Raw genomic sequence first — 15,169 nt, 5'->3', positions numbered from 1 at the left:
GGATCTCGACACCGTCCGGACCTTCGTCGCCGCCGCTGACGCGGGGCAGTTCCAGGAGGCCGCCGCCGACCTGTCGATCACCCAGCAGGCCGTCTTCTTGACTTGCTTCTGGCTCTTCCCGCAGAACGAGCACTTCAGCAGGTCTCCGCCGTCGCCGATGCGTGCCACCCCAGATACTCCTTTGCGTGGGACCGCCTGCTCCGCGATCCGAATCTTGCGGACTCGGTCCGAAAAGTCATCCCGCTCAGGTTTCGACGTTACCGTCTTCTGGGCCCTCAGTGCGCCCCCTAGCGGTGAGTCGCACCGGAACGTGCCCAATTGGGCACCGTTCCGGTGCGATCCGCGTCCTCAGGAAGCCACGGCTTGGGCGCGTTTCTTCCGTGAGGGGATGATGTCGTCGATCAGGCCATAGTCCTTGGCCTCGTCGGCATTGAGGATCTTGTCGCGCTCGATGTCGCGACGGACCTCCTCCTGCGACTTGCCCGAATGACGGGCGACGATCTCCTCCAGCAGCGAGCGCATCCGCAGGATCTCGCGCGCCTGGATCTCGATGTCGCTTCCCTGGCCGCCGCCCTCGGTGGACGGCTGGTGGATCAGGACACGGGCGTTCGGCAGCGCGAAGCGCTTGCCCGGGGTGCCGCCGGCCAGCAGCACGGCCGCGGCGGAAGCCGCCTGGCCGAGGCAGACCGTCTGGATCTCCGGGCGGACGAACTGCATCGTGTCGTAGATCGCCGTCATGGCGGTGAACGAGCCGCCCGGCGAGTTGATGTAGATGCTGATGTCACGGTCGGGATCGAGTGACTCCAGGGTCAGCAACTGGGCCATCACATCGTTCGCCGACGCGTCGTCGATCTGCACCCCGAGGAAGATGATGCGGTCCTCGAAGAGCTTGTTGTAAGGGTTCATCTCCTTGACGCCGTACGTGGTGCGTTCGACGAACGAAGGGATGATGTAGCGGCCGTTGATGTCTCCCGGCCGGATCAGATCACTCACGAATTGCCCCTTCAGGAGACGGCGCCCTCAGAGGGCACCTGCCGCGCGCTGCGCACGACATTGTCGATGAAGCCGTAGTCCTTGGCCTCCTCGGCCGTGAACCAGCGGTCCCGATCGGAGTCTCTCTCGATCTGGTCGAGCGGCTGGCCCGTGTGGTAGGCGATGCGCTCCGCCAAGGTCTTCTTGACGTAGAGCATCTGCTCGGCCTGGATCGCGATGTCCGCGGCCGTGCCGCCGATGCCGCCGGAAGGCTGGTGCATCATGATGCGAGCGTGCGGCAGCGCGTAACGCTTGCCAGTGGCCCCCGCGCACAGCAGGAACTGCCCCATCGAGGCGGCGAGACCCATGGCGACCGTGCACACATCGTTCGGCACATACTCCATCATGTCGTAAATCGCCATGCCGGCAGTCACCGAACCGCCAGGAGAGTTGATGTAGAGCCAGATGTCACGGTCGGAGTCGTCGGCGGCCAGGAGCAGCAGCTCGGCGCAGATGCGGTTGGCGACCTCGTCGTCCACCTGGGTGCCGAGCACCACGATGCGCTCACGCAGCAGACGGTTGTATAGCTGGTCCTCTAGCCGGAACGAGCCGTTCTCACGGCCACGCGACTCCGGCCCGAAGCTGGTGGGCTGGAAAGAGGTCGGCGGGCTGGTCACAGCGTCACCTTCCGATGCGTCGTAATCGATGGGCTTTGCTTGTGACCTTAACGCGCGGCACCGACCGGTCAGACCTCGTCTTCACACTGTTCGCTGACGGCGCAGGTGCCTAGGGGCTCAGTGGGGCCCCGACGCGCGGCCGCGATCCTCTAGGTCAAGCTCGTGGATGAGATGGCGCTGCGTCCCGGCGCTGATGGTGCCCTTCGAGTAAAGCTCGTCCAGTTTCTCACGCTGGGCGTGGGCGAGTTGTTTGCGCAGCCACCGGGTCTCCGACTGGCCCGGCTCCCCGTCGTCGTCCCCGTCGTCGTCGAGGATCGCCCGTACGCGGTCGAGCCGCAGTTCGAACAGCTGGCGGAAGACGTCGGCCATGTGGTCGTCCACCCGGCCGTCCGAGCTGAGCCGGTCGAGGCGCGCCAGGGCGGCCTCCATCGTGGCCTCGCGGGCCGTGGCCTCCTCGATGACGGACTTCTTCGACTCGCCCAGGCCGAGGCGGCGCAGCAGCGGAGCCAGCGTGGTGGCCTGACCGAGAAGGGTGACGAGGACCACCACCGCGGCCAGGAAGATCATCAACGGCCGGTTCGGCACGGTCAGGGGGATCGACAGCGCGACCGCGAGCGTGATCGCGCCGCGCATTCCCGCCCAGCCCATGACGAGGCGTTCGGCCCTGGCGACGCGGTCGAAGGACAGGTGCCTGCCCGGCAGCCACTTGGCCAGCGGGAACACCACCATGGTCCACATCACGCGGAGCAGCACGATGACGGCGAGGACGATCAGGGCCGTCCCCGCCAGCGAGGCCGCCGAGTAGTCCGACACCCCGGCGATCACCTGGGGGATCTCCAGCCCGAGCAGGACGAACAGGCTGGACTCCAGCAGGAAGACCAGGACGTCCCAGAAGGCGTTGCCGGTGAGCCTGGAGGCGGGCTGGAGCAGGCCCTGGGCGCGCATGCCGAGGTAGAAGCCCGTGGTGATGGTGGCGAGCACCCCGGAGAGTCCGAAATGTTCCGCAGGGAGGTAGGCGAGGAACGGCGTGATCAGGGAGACCACGATCTGCGCGCCACCGTCCTTGATCCAGAGGCGGAGCCGGGCCACGAGCCATCCGACGACCAGGCCGTACAGCACGGCGCCCGCGACCACGCGGATCATCATCAAGGCCCCGCCGGCCAGCGTGACCGGCTCGGCGAGCGCCGTGAGGGCGAGGCCGAACAAGGTCAGGGCCACAGCGTCGTTGACGAGGCTCTCCCCCTCAAGGATCGTCACCAGGCGGCGCGGTGCTCCGACGCGCTTCATGATCGAGGTCGCGGCGACCGGGTCCGTGGGCGACACCGCCGCGCCGAGCGCGAGGGCGACAGGCCAGCCCACCTGCGGCACGGCCAGGTGCACCGCCACCATGACGGCGAGGGCGGTCACGCAGGTGAGGCCGAAGGCCATCACCGAGATCGGGACCGCGTCCTCCTTGGTCTCGCGAGGCGCGGTCAGGAACGCGGCACGGTAGACCAGCAGCGGCAAGTAGATGTTGAGGATGACGTCGGGCGCCACAGCGGCCTTGGACATCCCCGGCAGCAGGCTCGCGCCCACTCCGAGCAGGACGAGCGGGATCGCCTGCGGGATGCCGAAGTGCCGTGCCAGCCCGCGCCCGACCAGCATGATCACGGCGATGACCACGGCGACGATGAGGTAATCCTCGATCATCCGCTCCCCCGGTTGCCTGCGCCCACAGTCGGGAGTTGCCCGGCAATCGGCAATAATCACCCTAAGCGTGCATGCATCTATCTTCGGCGTGGAGTGAGAGACGACGACGCCCCCGCCGCGAGAGCGCGGCGGGGGCGTCGTGGAAGCCGGGTCGGCATCGCCTTCCAGGACGGCCCGATCGGAGGACCGAGCCGTCAAGAAGGACTCGTCAAAGCCTCAACCAGGCGTTGACGTCACGCGGGCCGGAGGGTCACTCGGCCGGCTGGGCGGCGGCCTCGGCGGCAGCGGCCTCGTCGGCCTCGTTGAGCTCGGTGTAGATGGCCTTGAGGTCGACCTCGTTGCCCGCCTCGTCGCTCACCTTGGCGGCATCGCCGATGACGGTCTTGGCCTTGTCACGGACGATTTCGACCATCGCCAGCGTGAGCTGGTCGTTGTCGGCGAGGTGCTGGGCGAGGGTGTTCGGGGCGACGCCCATCTGCATGGCGCGGCGCACCACGAAGTTGGTCAGCTCCTGCTCGTTGACCCCGAGTTCCTCCTGCTTGACGATCTTGTCGAGCAGGAAGCCGGTCTTGATCGCCTTGCGGGAGTTCTCGTCGAACTCGGCGAACCGCTCTTCCTCGGTGGTCTGGTAGAGCCGGAAGAACGCCTCGCGGCTGAGGCCGCTCTCGCCGATCTGGTGCTCAAGGTTGTGCTTGCGGGCGTCCAGCTCGGCCTTCAGCGCGCTCTCGGGCAGCGGGATGTCGAGCTGGTCGAGCAGGGTCGCCAGGGCGTTCTCACGAGCCTGCACGACCTGGTCGACGAGCTTGTTGCGGCGCGCCTGCTCGCGGATGCTGTCGCGCAGCTCCTGCAGGGTGTCGAACTCGCTGGCGAGGCCGGCGAACTCGTCGTCGAGCTCAGGAAGGACCTTCTCCTTGACGCTCTTGACGTTGATGGTGACGTCGGCTTCCTCGCCGGCGTTCTCACCGCCCACGAGGGTCGTGGTGAAGGTCTTCTCGTCGCCGGCGCCCATGCCCACCAGGGCGTCGTCGAGGCCTTCCAGCACCGAGCCGGCGCCCACCTCGTAGGAGACGTCCGAGGCCTGCTGCTCCTCGATGTTCTTGCCGTCGATCGTGGCGGAGAGGTCCATCACGACGTAGTCGCCGTTGCCGGCGGGGCGCTCGACCCCGGTCAGCGTGGCGAACCGCTGGCGCAGCGCGTCGATCTGGGCGTCGATGTCCTCATCGGAGACCTCGGCCGAGGGAACGGTCACCTCAAGGCCTTCGTAGGCCGGGATGTCGAAGGCCGGGCGGACGTCCACCTCGGCGGTGAACTCCACCTCCTTGCCATCGTCGATCTTGGTGACCTCGATCTCGGGCTGGCTCACAGGGAAGACGTCGCTCTCGTCCACGGCCTGGCCGTACAGCTTCGGCAGGGCGTCGTTGAGGGTCTCCTCCAGAACCACCGCGCGGCCGAAGCGCTGCTCGATGATGCGGGCGGGAACCTTGCCGGGGCGGAAGCCGGGCACGCGCACCTGCTGCGCGACCTTCTTGTACGCCGCCTGCATGCTCGTCTCGAGCTCCTCGAACGGCACCTCGACGGTGAGCTTGACCCGGGTCGGGCTGAGCTCCTCGACAGCGGTCTTCACGGGGTGGTCTCCTTGATCAAGCTTCTGGTGATCGCGGGCGCGTCATGCCGTACGGCTACCGCGACATGATCGCGCGCCGCGCCCACATGGGCGGCTCAGTGCACAGGCCAACGGGCACAACTATCTGGGCGTGCTCAACTGTGGCGGGTGTCCAGCGCCGCATGCCAGTCTAGGGCAGGCGGGCACCTTCGGCGTCATCGACAGGCGTCAGAATCTATCAGAAATGATCTTCTGAAGGATGTCGACCGTCCCGTCAGGAGTGGTGCTCACGGCGCACAGCCGCTCCATCACCTCGCTGTAACGGTCCACTTCCTCGCGTTTGTCCAGGTAGAGAGCGCTAGCCAATTGCTCGACGTATACCACGTCGGGAAGCTCGCTGTCCTCGAAACGCAGAATGCTGAACGCGCCACCCTCGGCACTGTGCCCGCCGAAACTGAACGGCATCACCTGAATCGTGATGTTGGGCAGGCGCATGAGCTCAAGGAGGTGCTGCAACTGGCCGCGCATCACGTCGGCGCCGCCTATCGGCCTGCGCAGCGCGGCCTCGTCGATCACGGCCCAGAAGACCGGCCCGTCGGCGCGGTCGAGGATGCGCTGGCGTTCCACCCGCAGGTCGACGCGGCGCGCGATCTCGGCGGGGCCGACTCCGGCCGCACCCGCGGTGATGACGGCGCGGGCGTACTCCTTGGTCTGCAGCAGGCCGGGGATGAACTGCACCTCGTAGGTGCGGATGCGCGATGTGGCCTCTTCGAGACCGACGTACGCCTGGAACCAGGAGGGCAGGAGGTCGTTGAAACGGTGCCACCAGCCTGGTTCGTTCGCTCTCTCCAGGAGCTCCATGACGGCCGACCGCGCCTCTCCGTCCGCGACTCCGTAAAAGGTGAGCAGGTCCGCCACATCGCGTTCCTTGAATCCGACCCGGCCCAGCTCCATCCTACTGATCTTGGATTCGGAGCCGCGGATCAGATGACCGGCCTCCTCGCGAGAAATGTTCTTTTGCTCGCGGAGGCGACGCAGCTGGGAGCCCAGGAGGATGCGGAGGGCCGTCGGACCGGATCCAGGCTGGAACAGCGTCATTCGGCCTCCTTCTCTACTCAGGCCAGCCAACACAGTGTCACCACTTCCGGCCCCCATGACAAGGTCTCGCCCCCGCGTCGCTTTCACCGGTCGCATCGGAAGGTCTCAGAGGTCCCACCCGTACGAGTTCATGCGTCTGCACGGAGCAACTGCACGTGCATTTGGGTCTTGCACCAAGCCGCAATACTGACCCATGATGGCCTAGTGCATATTGGGCTAAAGGTGCACTAACTCGTAAAGAGACGACTGGCTGCGGAGACTGACAATGACAGCGGGAGGTATCAGCAGGATGCTGGAGCCCGTATCCGCGGCCCACTGCCTGGACGTAACCCGTGAAGTGGGATTTCAAAGGCTGTTGCGGTCGGGTGATCGCGAGGACGCCACCACCTGCCCGTTACGCCCCCAGGCCGATTCCGTGAAAACGGCCCGAGACGTGACCCGGACCACCCTCAGGGGATGGGGACTTCCGGAACTCGGCGACGACGCGGCACTCGTGGTCTCCGAACTGGTCACCAACGCCGTGCGCTACGCGAGCTACTCCGCGCGGCACTTCGACGAGCACCCGATCACGCTGATGCTCCTGCGCCTTTCGCCCCACGTGCTGCTCGCGGTGTCGGACCCCAGCGACGAGGTCCCCACGCCCAAGGAGCCTGACTTCATCTCCGAGCACGGGCGCGGCCTCTACATCGTCGAGACCTACAGCAAGTGCTGGGGCTGGGACGCGCTGGACGAGGGCGGCAAGGCCGTCTGGGCCCTCTTCCGCGCCGACCGCTGACTGCCCCGACCGCTGACAACTCCCGCGCCCTTCGCCCCCGGCACCGGACAGTGAGTGCCGGACGCCGACTGTGCCGGACGCCGGTGAACGATCTGCGGACAACGAGCGCCGAGGACCGGACACGAACCCGCTGAAACCATGAAACTCCGCCGCCGGCTCCCCCGCGTCGGCGGAGCCGGAAATCGGCGCGTCGGGGTGACCGGATTTGAACCGATGATCTCCTGCACCCAAAGCAGGCGCGCTACCAAGCTGCGCTACACCCCGGAACGTCGGGTCGCTCGCGCACTCGCAATCTCCGGTACGCTTACGTCCTGACGACCGGATGAAGTCTAGACCAGACGGAGACCGGCTCGCGCGGACGTAGCTCAATGGTAGAGCCCCAGTCTTCCAAACTGGCTACGCGGGTTCGATTCCCGTCGTCCGCTCTCGCGATAAAGGCCCAGGTAGAGGACATGATCCTCAGCCCGGGCCTTAACTCTTTCACGACTTACTTTTGGTGTCGTGCCCGTCGCGTGCCTGTCCCCTTTCGGGCCTACGCGGGATATGGCCCGGATGCCTGCGTCGGAGACGTAGGCCGCGCGGACTCTGACGGGGTCGGGGTCGGTTGCCAGTCGGAAGTAGCCGATGCGGGCGCCGAGCATGTAGTCGGATGAGATCTGGTCGGTCAGAGCGCTCCGGTCGCGTGGGCCGTCGTCTAGAACCATGTCGACCTGTTCGGACTCATCGAGCCGGAGCGCGATCTTGTCGGGGAGCAGGTTGCGGATGTTCATGAGCCCCAGCGCCGCACCGCCGCCGACCAGACTCCCGCTTGAGCTGCTGAACGGCCTTGGCCAGATCCCCCGCGCACAAGTTCCGCGTTCCAATCGACCCGCTCCAGGGTGCTCGACACGACGTACTTCTTTGCCGCGCTGATCGTCTGGGCGAAGGGTTCCATCCAATCGGGTCTCGCTCCCGTCGGCGCCGGCGGCCGCCACGCTGCCTCCAGCATTTCGTAAGTCACGCGGCGGAAGAGGAGCGCATCCGCCTGGTTGCGGTTCCCGACGTGGTGACGATGCAAGTCTTCGTCCGCGGGGATCGCACGATGATCGCAGCACCCGTCCAATGTGACGTTGATGGAGTAGCGAAGGGGCCGCATTTCGCAAGAGTACTGCCGAAGGGGTAGACCGGCGGTGTGTCACTTAAAGCATGATCTCTTGTATTTCGGGGTGGGATGGTGGCTGCGGCTGGGGCCTTGGAGATAGCGGGTGAGCAGCGGGTTGAGCTGGAGCGGCTTGCTCGTTCGCACACCGCGCCGACTCGGGATGTGCGCCAGGTCAAGGCGACCTGGGCCTCGGTTTTCCCCCAGCCTCGTTTTCTGTTTCTTTCGCCGGCGCGTCCTTGTGAAGCGGGCGCGTGAGACCTCAGATGTGCTCCATGACGATCACCGCCGTGGTGCCCGGTTCGAGAGCCCTGTAGATGTGCGCCGTGTCGCCGGGGAAGACGACATAGTCTCCCGGGCCGAGCTCGACAGGCTCCTCGGCCGGGCCCGCCAGCGCGCGGCCGGTGGCGAGCACAACGTGTTCGATCGTGCCGGGCATGTGCGGATCGGAGACCCGGGGCTCGCCCGGCTGGGCCACGATCCGGTAGAGGTCCCGCCGGGCGTTCGGCGGGCAGGAGGCGAGCAGCGTGGCCGCGTAGTTGGCCTGCTCCGAGTGGATGACCGGCCCCTCCCCCGCACGGATCACCCGCACGTCGGGCTTCGGAGGGTCGACCAGCCGGCTGAACGGCACGCCGAGCGCGGCGCCGATCGCCCACAGGGTCTCGACGCTGGGGTTGCCGGCGCCCGATTCGAGCTGGGACAGCGTGGATTTGGCTATGCCCGCCCGCCTGGCCAGCTCGGTCAGGGAGACCCCGGCGCGGTCGCGCTCGCGGCGGATCGACGCCGCGATCAGAGAGATCAGGTCGTGGTTCCCGCCATCACCGGGTGAGCCCTTACCCAAGATGTTCGCTCCATAGGTCGTTTCGTTCGCTTTGACGAACAACTGGCTATAGTGTTCATTTTACTGGACGAATGTTCGCCAGCACGAACATGGAGGAACGGCCACCATGAAGCATCTCGGCATCCTGGCCCACAGCGCGGAAGGGGCCGCGCTCTGCTTCCGCACCTTCTGCCAGGAGGGATTCCGCCGGCTGGGTCCCCACGACCACCCCGACGTGACCGTCGACCTCATCGCCATGGCCCGCAGCATGCCCGCATGGGACGCGGGAGACCACGGCTCGATCAGGGCCACACTGTCGGTGAGCGTGGAGCGGCTCGACCGTGCGGGCGCGGACTTCTTCGTCTGCCCGGACAACACCGCCCACATGGCCCTCGAACTACAGGGAGAGGACCTCGCCCTGCCAGGCCTGCACATCGCCGAGGTGGTCGCCGCTCGCGCCGCGCGCGACGGCCGTACGCGCGTCGGCGTGCTGGGGACCGGATACCTGATGGACGGCCCGGTCTATCCCAGGGCGCTCGCCGGACGAGGGATCGCCGCCGAGGTTCCGGAAGCGGGCGATCGGCGCGTCGTCAACGAGATCATCTTCGAGGAGCTGGTGAACGGCGTGTTCACCGAGGCCGCGCGCCAGGCGTACGTCCGCGTCATCGAGAAGCTGGCAGCGCGCGGCTGCGACGCGGTGGCCCTGGCGTGTACGGAGATCCCGCTGCTGGTGACGCCCGAGTCCTCCCCGCTTCCCACGTTGGACTCGACCCGCCTTCTGGCTCGCGCCGCGTTCGACGTCGCCGCCGGCCGTCAGCCGATGCCGGTCTGGCGCGGCGGCCCGATCAGAGGCTGACGGCACCCCGCCCGGGACTTCAGAGGATCTTGGCGGCGTCCGTGTCGGCGCCATATCCCCTGGGCAGGGGGAGGCCATGGATGCGGAAATGGAAGAGTTCGACGTCATCGTCGTGGGTCTCGGGCCGGGCGGCGAGGACGTCGCCGAGCGCCTGGCGGAGGCGGGTCTGGCCGTCGCCGGGGTGGAGGCCAACCTCGTGGGCGGTGAGTGCCCCTACTGGGGATGCGTCCCGTCCAAAATGATGATCCGGGCGGCCGACCTGCTCGCCGAGGGCAGGCGGATCCCCGGAATGGCGGGCGAGGCGGCCGTCTCGCCCGACTGGGCCCCCGTGGCCCGTCGCATCCGTGAGGAGGCGACCGACGGCTGGAACGACAAGGTGGCCGCCGATCGGTTCACCGGCAAGGGCGGCACCCTGGTACGGGGCCGTGGCCGGATCACCGGGCCGAAGGAGGTCACGGTCGACGGCACGCGCGTGCTGCGCGCCCGCCGCGGCACAGTGATCTCCACGGGATCCCAGGCCTCCATCCCGCCCATCGCGGGCCTCGCGGGCACGCCGTACTGGACCAACCACGAGGCGATCGAGGCCGAGCAGGTGCCCGAGTCGCTCATCGTGCTGGGCGGCGGTGCGATCGGGGCCGAACTGGCGCAGGTGTTCGCCCGTTTCGGGGCCGAGGTCACCGTGATCGAGGCCGCCGAGCGGATCCTCGGCCCGGAGGAGCCTGAGGCGTGCGAGCTGGTCGCGAGGGTCTTCGCCGGCGAGGGCGTGACGGTCCGTACGGGCACCAAGGTCACGCGGGTGGACCACCACGGGTCCGCCTTCACGGTGATGACCGAGGACGGCAGCCACCGGGCCGAGAAGCTGCTGGTCGCCACCGGGCGCCGGTCCGACCTCGCCGCGCTCGGCGTCGGCGCGATCGGCCTCGACGAGTCCGCGCACGCGATCGAGGTCGACGAGCACATGCGCGCCGCCGAAGGCGTCTGGGCGCTCGGCGACGTGACGGGCAAGGGCGCCTTCACCCACATGGCGACGTACCAGGCGAAGATCGCGCTGGCCGACATCCTGGGTGAGCCGGGTCCGGCGGCCTCCTATCACGCCGTCCCGAGGGTGACCTTCACCGATCCCGAGGTGGCGGCGGTGGGGATGACCGAGCACCAGGCGCGCGAGAAGGGCATCTCCGTACGAACGGCGTCCACGCGGCTCTCCTCGTCCGCCCGAGGCTGGATCCACGGGGCCGAGGGCTTCGTCAAGCTGGTGGCGGACGAGCGGGTGCTGGTCGGCGCGACGAGCGCGGGGCCGTACGCGGGCGAGATGCTGAGCATGCTGACGCTGGCCGTGCACGCGCGGATGCCGATCGAGCGGCTCAAGACCATGATCTACGCCTATCCGACGTTCCACCGGGCGATCGAGGACACCCTCCGGCAGCTCGACTGACCCTTCGTGTCCTCACCGGCGCGGTGCCGCGAACCCGCCCTTTCCTCCCCCTGACGGGATCTTCCGGGCGGGTTAACGTCGGGACGACGACGCGGGAGGGGCATGATGACGATGGACATACGGGAGGCCTACCGGCGGGCCCTCGACTCTGCCGGCTCGCAGGTACACCAGGTGACGGCGGGCCAGTGGCGGCTCCCCACCGCGTGCGGAGGCTGGGACGTGCACACCCTGGTCGACCACCTGGTGGGCGAGACCCTCTGGGCACCTGAGCTGCTGGCGGGCAGAACCGTCGCGGAGGTGGGCGACCTTTTCGAGGGCGACCTGCTCGGCGACGACCCGGTGAAGGCGTTCGACGTCGCGGCCACCGCCGTGGTGCGGGCGATGGAGCCGGACGACCTGCTGGCGCGGACGGTTCATCTGTCGTTCGGCGACGTCCCCGCCGGGGAGTACATCACCGAACTGTTCGCGGACACGCTGATCCACACCTGGGACATGGCCACGGCGATCGGCGGGGACGACCGCCTGGATCCCGAGCTGGTCGAGGTGTGCGCGGAGTGGTTCGCCGGGGCGGAAGAGGCCTACCGGCTGGCCGGGGTGATAGAAGAACGCCCGCCGTCACCCGAGGACGCCGACCCGCAGACACGCCTGCTCGCCGCGTGGGGGCGCGGCGGCTGAGACGGCGCACCCTCGTCCTGATCTCACCACCCCTCGACTCCGGACGACAGGAACGGTCAGCGGGAGACCGGCCGCTTGCCGTGGTTGGCCTTCTTCTTCCTGCGGGCCTTGCCCTTGCGCGCGCGTCTTCCCATCTCGCGGTCCCCTTTCCGTGCGGCTCGTCCACCCACACTGCTCCCGGTCGCGGAGCCGTACAAGGCCCAAACATCAAAGACGCGCACCGCGTCACGTCATACCCGCGGCGTCCCGGTTGTGAGCTCTCCGCCATCAATTCTCAACATTGGACCGTTAGTAACGTGCGATAATTTGTTGGAATCTGTTGAAGAGGAGAGCACGATGCTGGCCCAGCAACGGCAGCAGGCGATCCTCGAGCGCGTTCGCAGGAACGGCGCGGCACGGGTCGCCGACCTGGTCCGCGAGCTCGGGGTGTCCGATATGACCATCCGCCGCGACCTGGAGGTCCTGGCCGAGCGCGGGCTGATCGAGAAGGTGCACGGCGGCGCCACGGCCACGGGCGCCGGGTCCACCGAGGAGCCGGGGTTCGCGGCCAAGTCCGTGCGCCAGCAGGCCGAGAAGGAGGCCATCGCGCGCCGGGCCGCCGAGCTCGTACGCCCCGGCACCGCCGTGGCGCTGTCGGCGGGCACGACCACGTGGACGCTCGCCCACCATCTGGCCGACATCCCCGAGCTGACCGTCATCACCAACTCGGTGCAGGTCGCCGACGTCTTCCACCGGTCGGGTCGTCCCGACCAGACCGTGGTGCTCACCGGAGGAGTGCGCACTCCGTCGGACGCGCTGGTGGGCCCGGTCGCCGTGGCCGCCATCCGCCGGCTGAACGTCGACACGCTCATGCTCGGCGTGCACGGCATGAATTCCCGGGCGGGGTTCACGACTCCCAACCTGCTGGAGGCCGAGACGAACCGCGAGCTGGTCGCCGCCGCGCAGCAGCTCGTCGTGCTCGCCGACCACACCAAGTGGGGCACGGTGGGCATCAGCACGATCGCCAAGCTCGACGAGGCCCACGTCGTGATCAGCGACACCGGCCTGCCCGAGGAGGCCAGGTCGACGCTGTCCGACCAGGTCGGCACCCTGATCCTGACCGGCCCCGCCGGTGCCCCGCAGGTGGTGGCCCAGTGAAGCGCACGGCCACCCGCCTCGCCGACGGCCGCGAGCTGATCTACTTCGACCGCCGCGACGACGCCGACCGCGGCGCGCCCGACACCCGTGAGCTGCCCCCGCGCCCTCCGGCGTCCGAGCTGCGCCACGACCCGGTCATGGACGAGTGGGTCGCGGTCGCCGGTCACCGGCAGAGCCGTACGTTCCTGCCTCCCGCCGCCGAGTGCCCCCTGTGCCCCTCGGCGCCGGGCCGGCCGACCGAGATCCCGTCCGCCGAGTACGACGTCGCCGTCTTCGAGAACCGGTTCCCGTCCTTCAGCTTCCACGCGGGCGACTACGAGCAGGTGGGCGGACTGAGCGAGGTACGGCCCGGCCTCGGCCGCTGCGAGGTGGTGTGCTTCACCTCCGAGCACGGGTCGTCGTTCGCGACGCTCTCCCCCGACCAGGTCGACCTGGTCCTCACGGCCTGGGCCGACCGTACCGCCGAGCTCTCGGCGCTGCCCGGCGTGGAGCAGGTGTTCTGCTTCGAGAACCGGGGCGCCGAGATCGGCATCACGCTGTCCCACCCGCACGGGCAGATCTACGCCTATCCCTACGTGACTCCCCGCACCCGGCAGATGCTGGCCTCCGCCGAGCGCTACCGGGACCGCACGGGCGGCAACCTGTTCGCCGACGTGCTGGAGGCCGAGCGCAAGGACGAGACGCGCCTGGTGGCGTCGAACGACTACTGGACGGCGTTCGTCCCGGCCGCGGCCCGGTGGCCGTTCGAGGTGAACGTCTACCTGAACCGCAAGGTCCCCGACCTGTGCTCGCTGGACGCCGAGGAGCGCGCGGCGTTCGGCCCTCTCTACACCGAGGTGCTCAGGCGGCTCGACGGCCTGTTCGGCGTGCCGATGCCCTACGTCGCGGCCTGGCACCAGGCCCCGGTCCGCACAGGGCGCGACCTGGCCTACCTGCACCTCCAGCTGTTCACCATCCGGAGGGCCAAGGAGAAGCTGAAGTACCTGGCCGGTTCGGAGTCCGCGATGGGCGCCTTCGTGAACGACGTCCTCCCCGAGGAGGCGGCCCGGCTGCTCCGGTCCCAGGATGACCTCGGGTGATTTCCACCTCAAAGTCGCCATAATCAGGTCTTTACCACTACCATCCATCGCACACCGGCCGCATCGGCCGGTGCGCCTAATCCCAGGTGTCCCGCCTGGGAACCGGGGACCCAATGGTTCTTGGGGTGAATCCACTTCGTGGTAGGGCGACTCCGGCCCGAACCCGTCAGCTAACCCGGTCGGCAGATGGAGAGGAGTGGGCTCTGCCCCCGACTTCGGGCCGCTACGTCTACGTGGCCGCCAGCGTTCTGACCGCGGCCGGGCTCTTGCTCGGCCAGACGACGGCGGGAAACGCCGCCCCGAAACCCTCAGAGAAACAGCTCAAGTCGCAGCTTGCCGACCTCGGCAAGAAGGTCGACAAACTGATCGGCGAGTACAACGCCAAGCGCGTCGCCGTCGCCAAGGCCAAGGCGGCCGAGAAGTCGGCACGCGAGCGCCTGCGGAACGCCGAGACCGACCTCAAGGCGGCGCAGGAACAGGTCGGCGACATCGCCCAGCTCCGCTACCAGGCGGGCGGCCTCGGCATGGTGGGCGAGCTCATGTCACCGGGCTACGGTGACGCCGCCATGCTCCAGCAGCTCCAGGCCGAGCAGTCGGCCAAGCTGGTGGGCTTCACCTCGGCCAGGGACGCCCGCAAGAAGGCCGCCGACGACGCGGCCGATCTGACCAAGCAGCTCCGCGACGACGTCGTGGAGGTGACCGCCCAGCGCAAGGACGCCGAGAAGCTGATCGGGCAGATCAAGGACAAGCTCGACCAGCTCGTCCCGACCGCGCCGGGCAAGCGGGCGAACGGGTCATGGGCTCCCGAGCTCCCCACCGGCGGCGACAACATCACCCCGAGGACGCGGCTGATGCGCGCCGAGGTGAAGGACCACTTCTCCCTGAGCTTCCCGGTCGGCTGCTACCGCGCGGAGAACGACGGCGGTGAGCACCCGCTGGGCCGGGCGTGCGACTTCATGCTGAGCTCCGGCGGCGCGATGCCCTCGGCCGCGGAGGCCGCGCTGGGCGACCAGGTCGCCGCCTGGGTCATCAAGAACGGCCGCAAGCTGGGTGTGAAGTACGTGATCTACAAGCAGCGGATCTACAACCTGGGATTCCCCGGCTGGCGGGCCATGTCGAACCGCGGCGGCGTCACCGCGAACCACTTCGACCACGTGCACGTCTCGATGTACTAGCCACTCCCGGCCCGGCCCGGCCCGGCTCGGCTGAAGGCCGGCC

At 68.3% G+C, this 15,169-nt stretch carries 13 protein-coding genes, 2 tRNA genes and 1 riboswitch; of the genes, 8 read left to right on the top strand and 7 right to left on the bottom strand.

The window, feature by feature from the left end; translation table 11 throughout:
• Positions 1-348 precede the first annotated feature (348 nt).
• From AB0B89_RS02030 to AB0B89_RS02010, 5 genes are all read right to left on the bottom strand, one after another.
• Entirely contained in the window at positions 349-993 is a 645-nt protein-coding gene (locus AB0B89_RS02030; RefSeq protein ID WP_358546757.1) for an ATP-dependent Clp protease proteolytic subunit, read from the bottom strand.
• An 11-nt stretch (positions 994-1,004) separates the two neighbouring features.
• On the bottom strand, positions 1,005-1,649 hold the full coding sequence (locus AB0B89_RS02025) for an ATP-dependent Clp protease proteolytic subunit (RefSeq protein ID WP_358546754.1): 645 nt from the start codon (positions 1,647-1,649) through the stop codon (positions 1,005-1,007).
• Between the two features lie 117 nt (positions 1,650-1,766).
• Positions 1,767-3,338 (bottom strand): Na+/H+ antiporter, encoded by a 1,572-nt coding sequence (locus tag AB0B89_RS02020; RefSeq protein ID WP_358546751.1) that lies wholly within the window; start codon positions 3,336-3,338, stop codon positions 1,767-1,769.
• A gap of 250 nt (positions 3,339-3,588) precedes the next feature.
• Positions 3,589-4,962 (bottom strand): trigger factor, encoded by a 1,374-nt coding sequence (tig, locus tag AB0B89_RS02015; protein ID WP_358546749.1) that lies wholly within the window; start codon positions 4,960-4,962, stop codon positions 3,589-3,591.
• A gap of 207 nt (positions 4,963-5,169) precedes the next feature.
• A complete protein-coding gene (locus AB0B89_RS02010; protein ID WP_358546746.1) occupies positions 5,170-6,039 on the bottom strand; it encodes a helix-turn-helix transcriptional regulator in 870 nt (289 codons plus the stop codon).
• Positions 6,040-6,394: 355 nt separating this feature from the next.
• Between AB0B89_RS02010 and AB0B89_RS02005 the strand changes: the two genes are divergently transcribed.
• Positions 6,395-6,814: an ATP-binding protein gene (locus AB0B89_RS02005; protein ID WP_358546762.1), complete on the top strand. Its 420-nt coding sequence runs from the start codon at positions 6,395-6,397 to the stop codon at positions 6,812-6,814.
• Between the two features lie 190 nt (positions 6,815-7,004).
• Here the strand turns inward: AB0B89_RS02005 and AB0B89_RS02000 are convergent.
• A tRNA-Pro gene (locus AB0B89_RS02000) sits at positions 7,005-7,078 on the bottom strand.
• A gap of 90 nt (positions 7,079-7,168) precedes the next feature.
• Here AB0B89_RS02000 and AB0B89_RS01995 point away from each other — a divergent pair.
• A tRNA-Gly gene (locus AB0B89_RS01995) sits at positions 7,169-7,239 on the top strand.
• Between the two features lie 975 nt (positions 7,240-8,214).
• On the opposite strand, the gene AB0B89_RS01990 is transcribed toward AB0B89_RS01995, so the two are convergent.
• Positions 8,215-8,793 (bottom strand): XRE family transcriptional regulator, encoded by a 579-nt coding sequence (locus AB0B89_RS01990; protein ID WP_358546743.1) that lies wholly within the window; start codon positions 8,791-8,793, stop codon positions 8,215-8,217.
• Between the two features lie 106 nt (positions 8,794-8,899).
• Between AB0B89_RS01990 and AB0B89_RS01985 the strand changes: the two genes are divergently transcribed.
• The 6 genes from AB0B89_RS01985 to AB0B89_RS01960 all read left to right on the top strand — a co-directional run bounded on the left by AB0B89_RS01985 (position 8,900) and on the right by AB0B89_RS01960 (position 15,126).
• A complete protein-coding gene (locus AB0B89_RS01985; protein WP_358546741.1) occupies positions 8,900-9,628 on the top strand; it encodes an amino acid racemase in 729 nt (242 codons plus the stop codon).
• Between the two features lie 88 nt (positions 9,629-9,716).
• Positions 9,717-11,060, top strand: coding sequence for an NAD(P)/FAD-dependent oxidoreductase (locus AB0B89_RS01980; RefSeq protein ID WP_358546739.1), 1,344 nt, complete (start codon positions 9,717-9,719; stop codon positions 11,058-11,060).
• Between the two features lie 105 nt (positions 11,061-11,165).
• Positions 11,166-11,735 carry a TIGR03086 family metal-binding protein gene (locus AB0B89_RS01975; protein ID WP_358546736.1) on the top strand — a complete coding sequence of 190 codons (570 nt, stop codon included), beginning with the start codon at positions 11,166-11,168 and terminating at the stop codon, positions 11,733-11,735.
• A gap of 336 nt (positions 11,736-12,071) precedes the next feature.
• The gene (locus AB0B89_RS01970) at positions 12,072-12,872 is read left to right on the top strand and encodes a DeoR/GlpR family DNA-binding transcription regulator (protein WP_358546759.1); all 801 of its coding nucleotides are present in this window, start codon (positions 12,072-12,074) and stop codon (positions 12,870-12,872) included.
• Entirely contained in the window at positions 12,869-13,951 is a 1,083-nt protein-coding gene (gene galT / locus AB0B89_RS01965; RefSeq protein WP_358546733.1) for a galactose-1-phosphate uridylyltransferase, read from the top strand. Before AB0B89_RS01970 ends, galT begins: the two co-directional genes overlap by 4 nt.
• 63 nt (positions 13,952-14,014) lie before the next feature.
• Positions 14,015-14,150: riboswitch (cyclic di-AMP (ydaO/yuaA leader) on the top strand.
• A 34-nt stretch (positions 14,151-14,184) separates the two neighbouring features.
• A complete protein-coding gene (locus AB0B89_RS01960) occupies positions 14,185-15,126 on the top strand; it encodes a hypothetical protein (RefSeq protein ID WP_358546731.1) in 942 nt (313 codons plus the stop codon).
• Positions 15,127-15,169 lie beyond the last annotated feature (43 nt).

Source organism: Sphaerisporangium sp. NPDC049002 (genome assembly GCF_040649355.1).
Classification (GTDB): domain Bacteria; phylum Actinomycetota; class Actinomycetes; order Streptosporangiales; family Streptosporangiaceae; genus Sphaerisporangium.
Note: the sequence above shows the minus strand (reverse complement) of the source record. Positions and strands in the feature narration are given on the sequence as shown.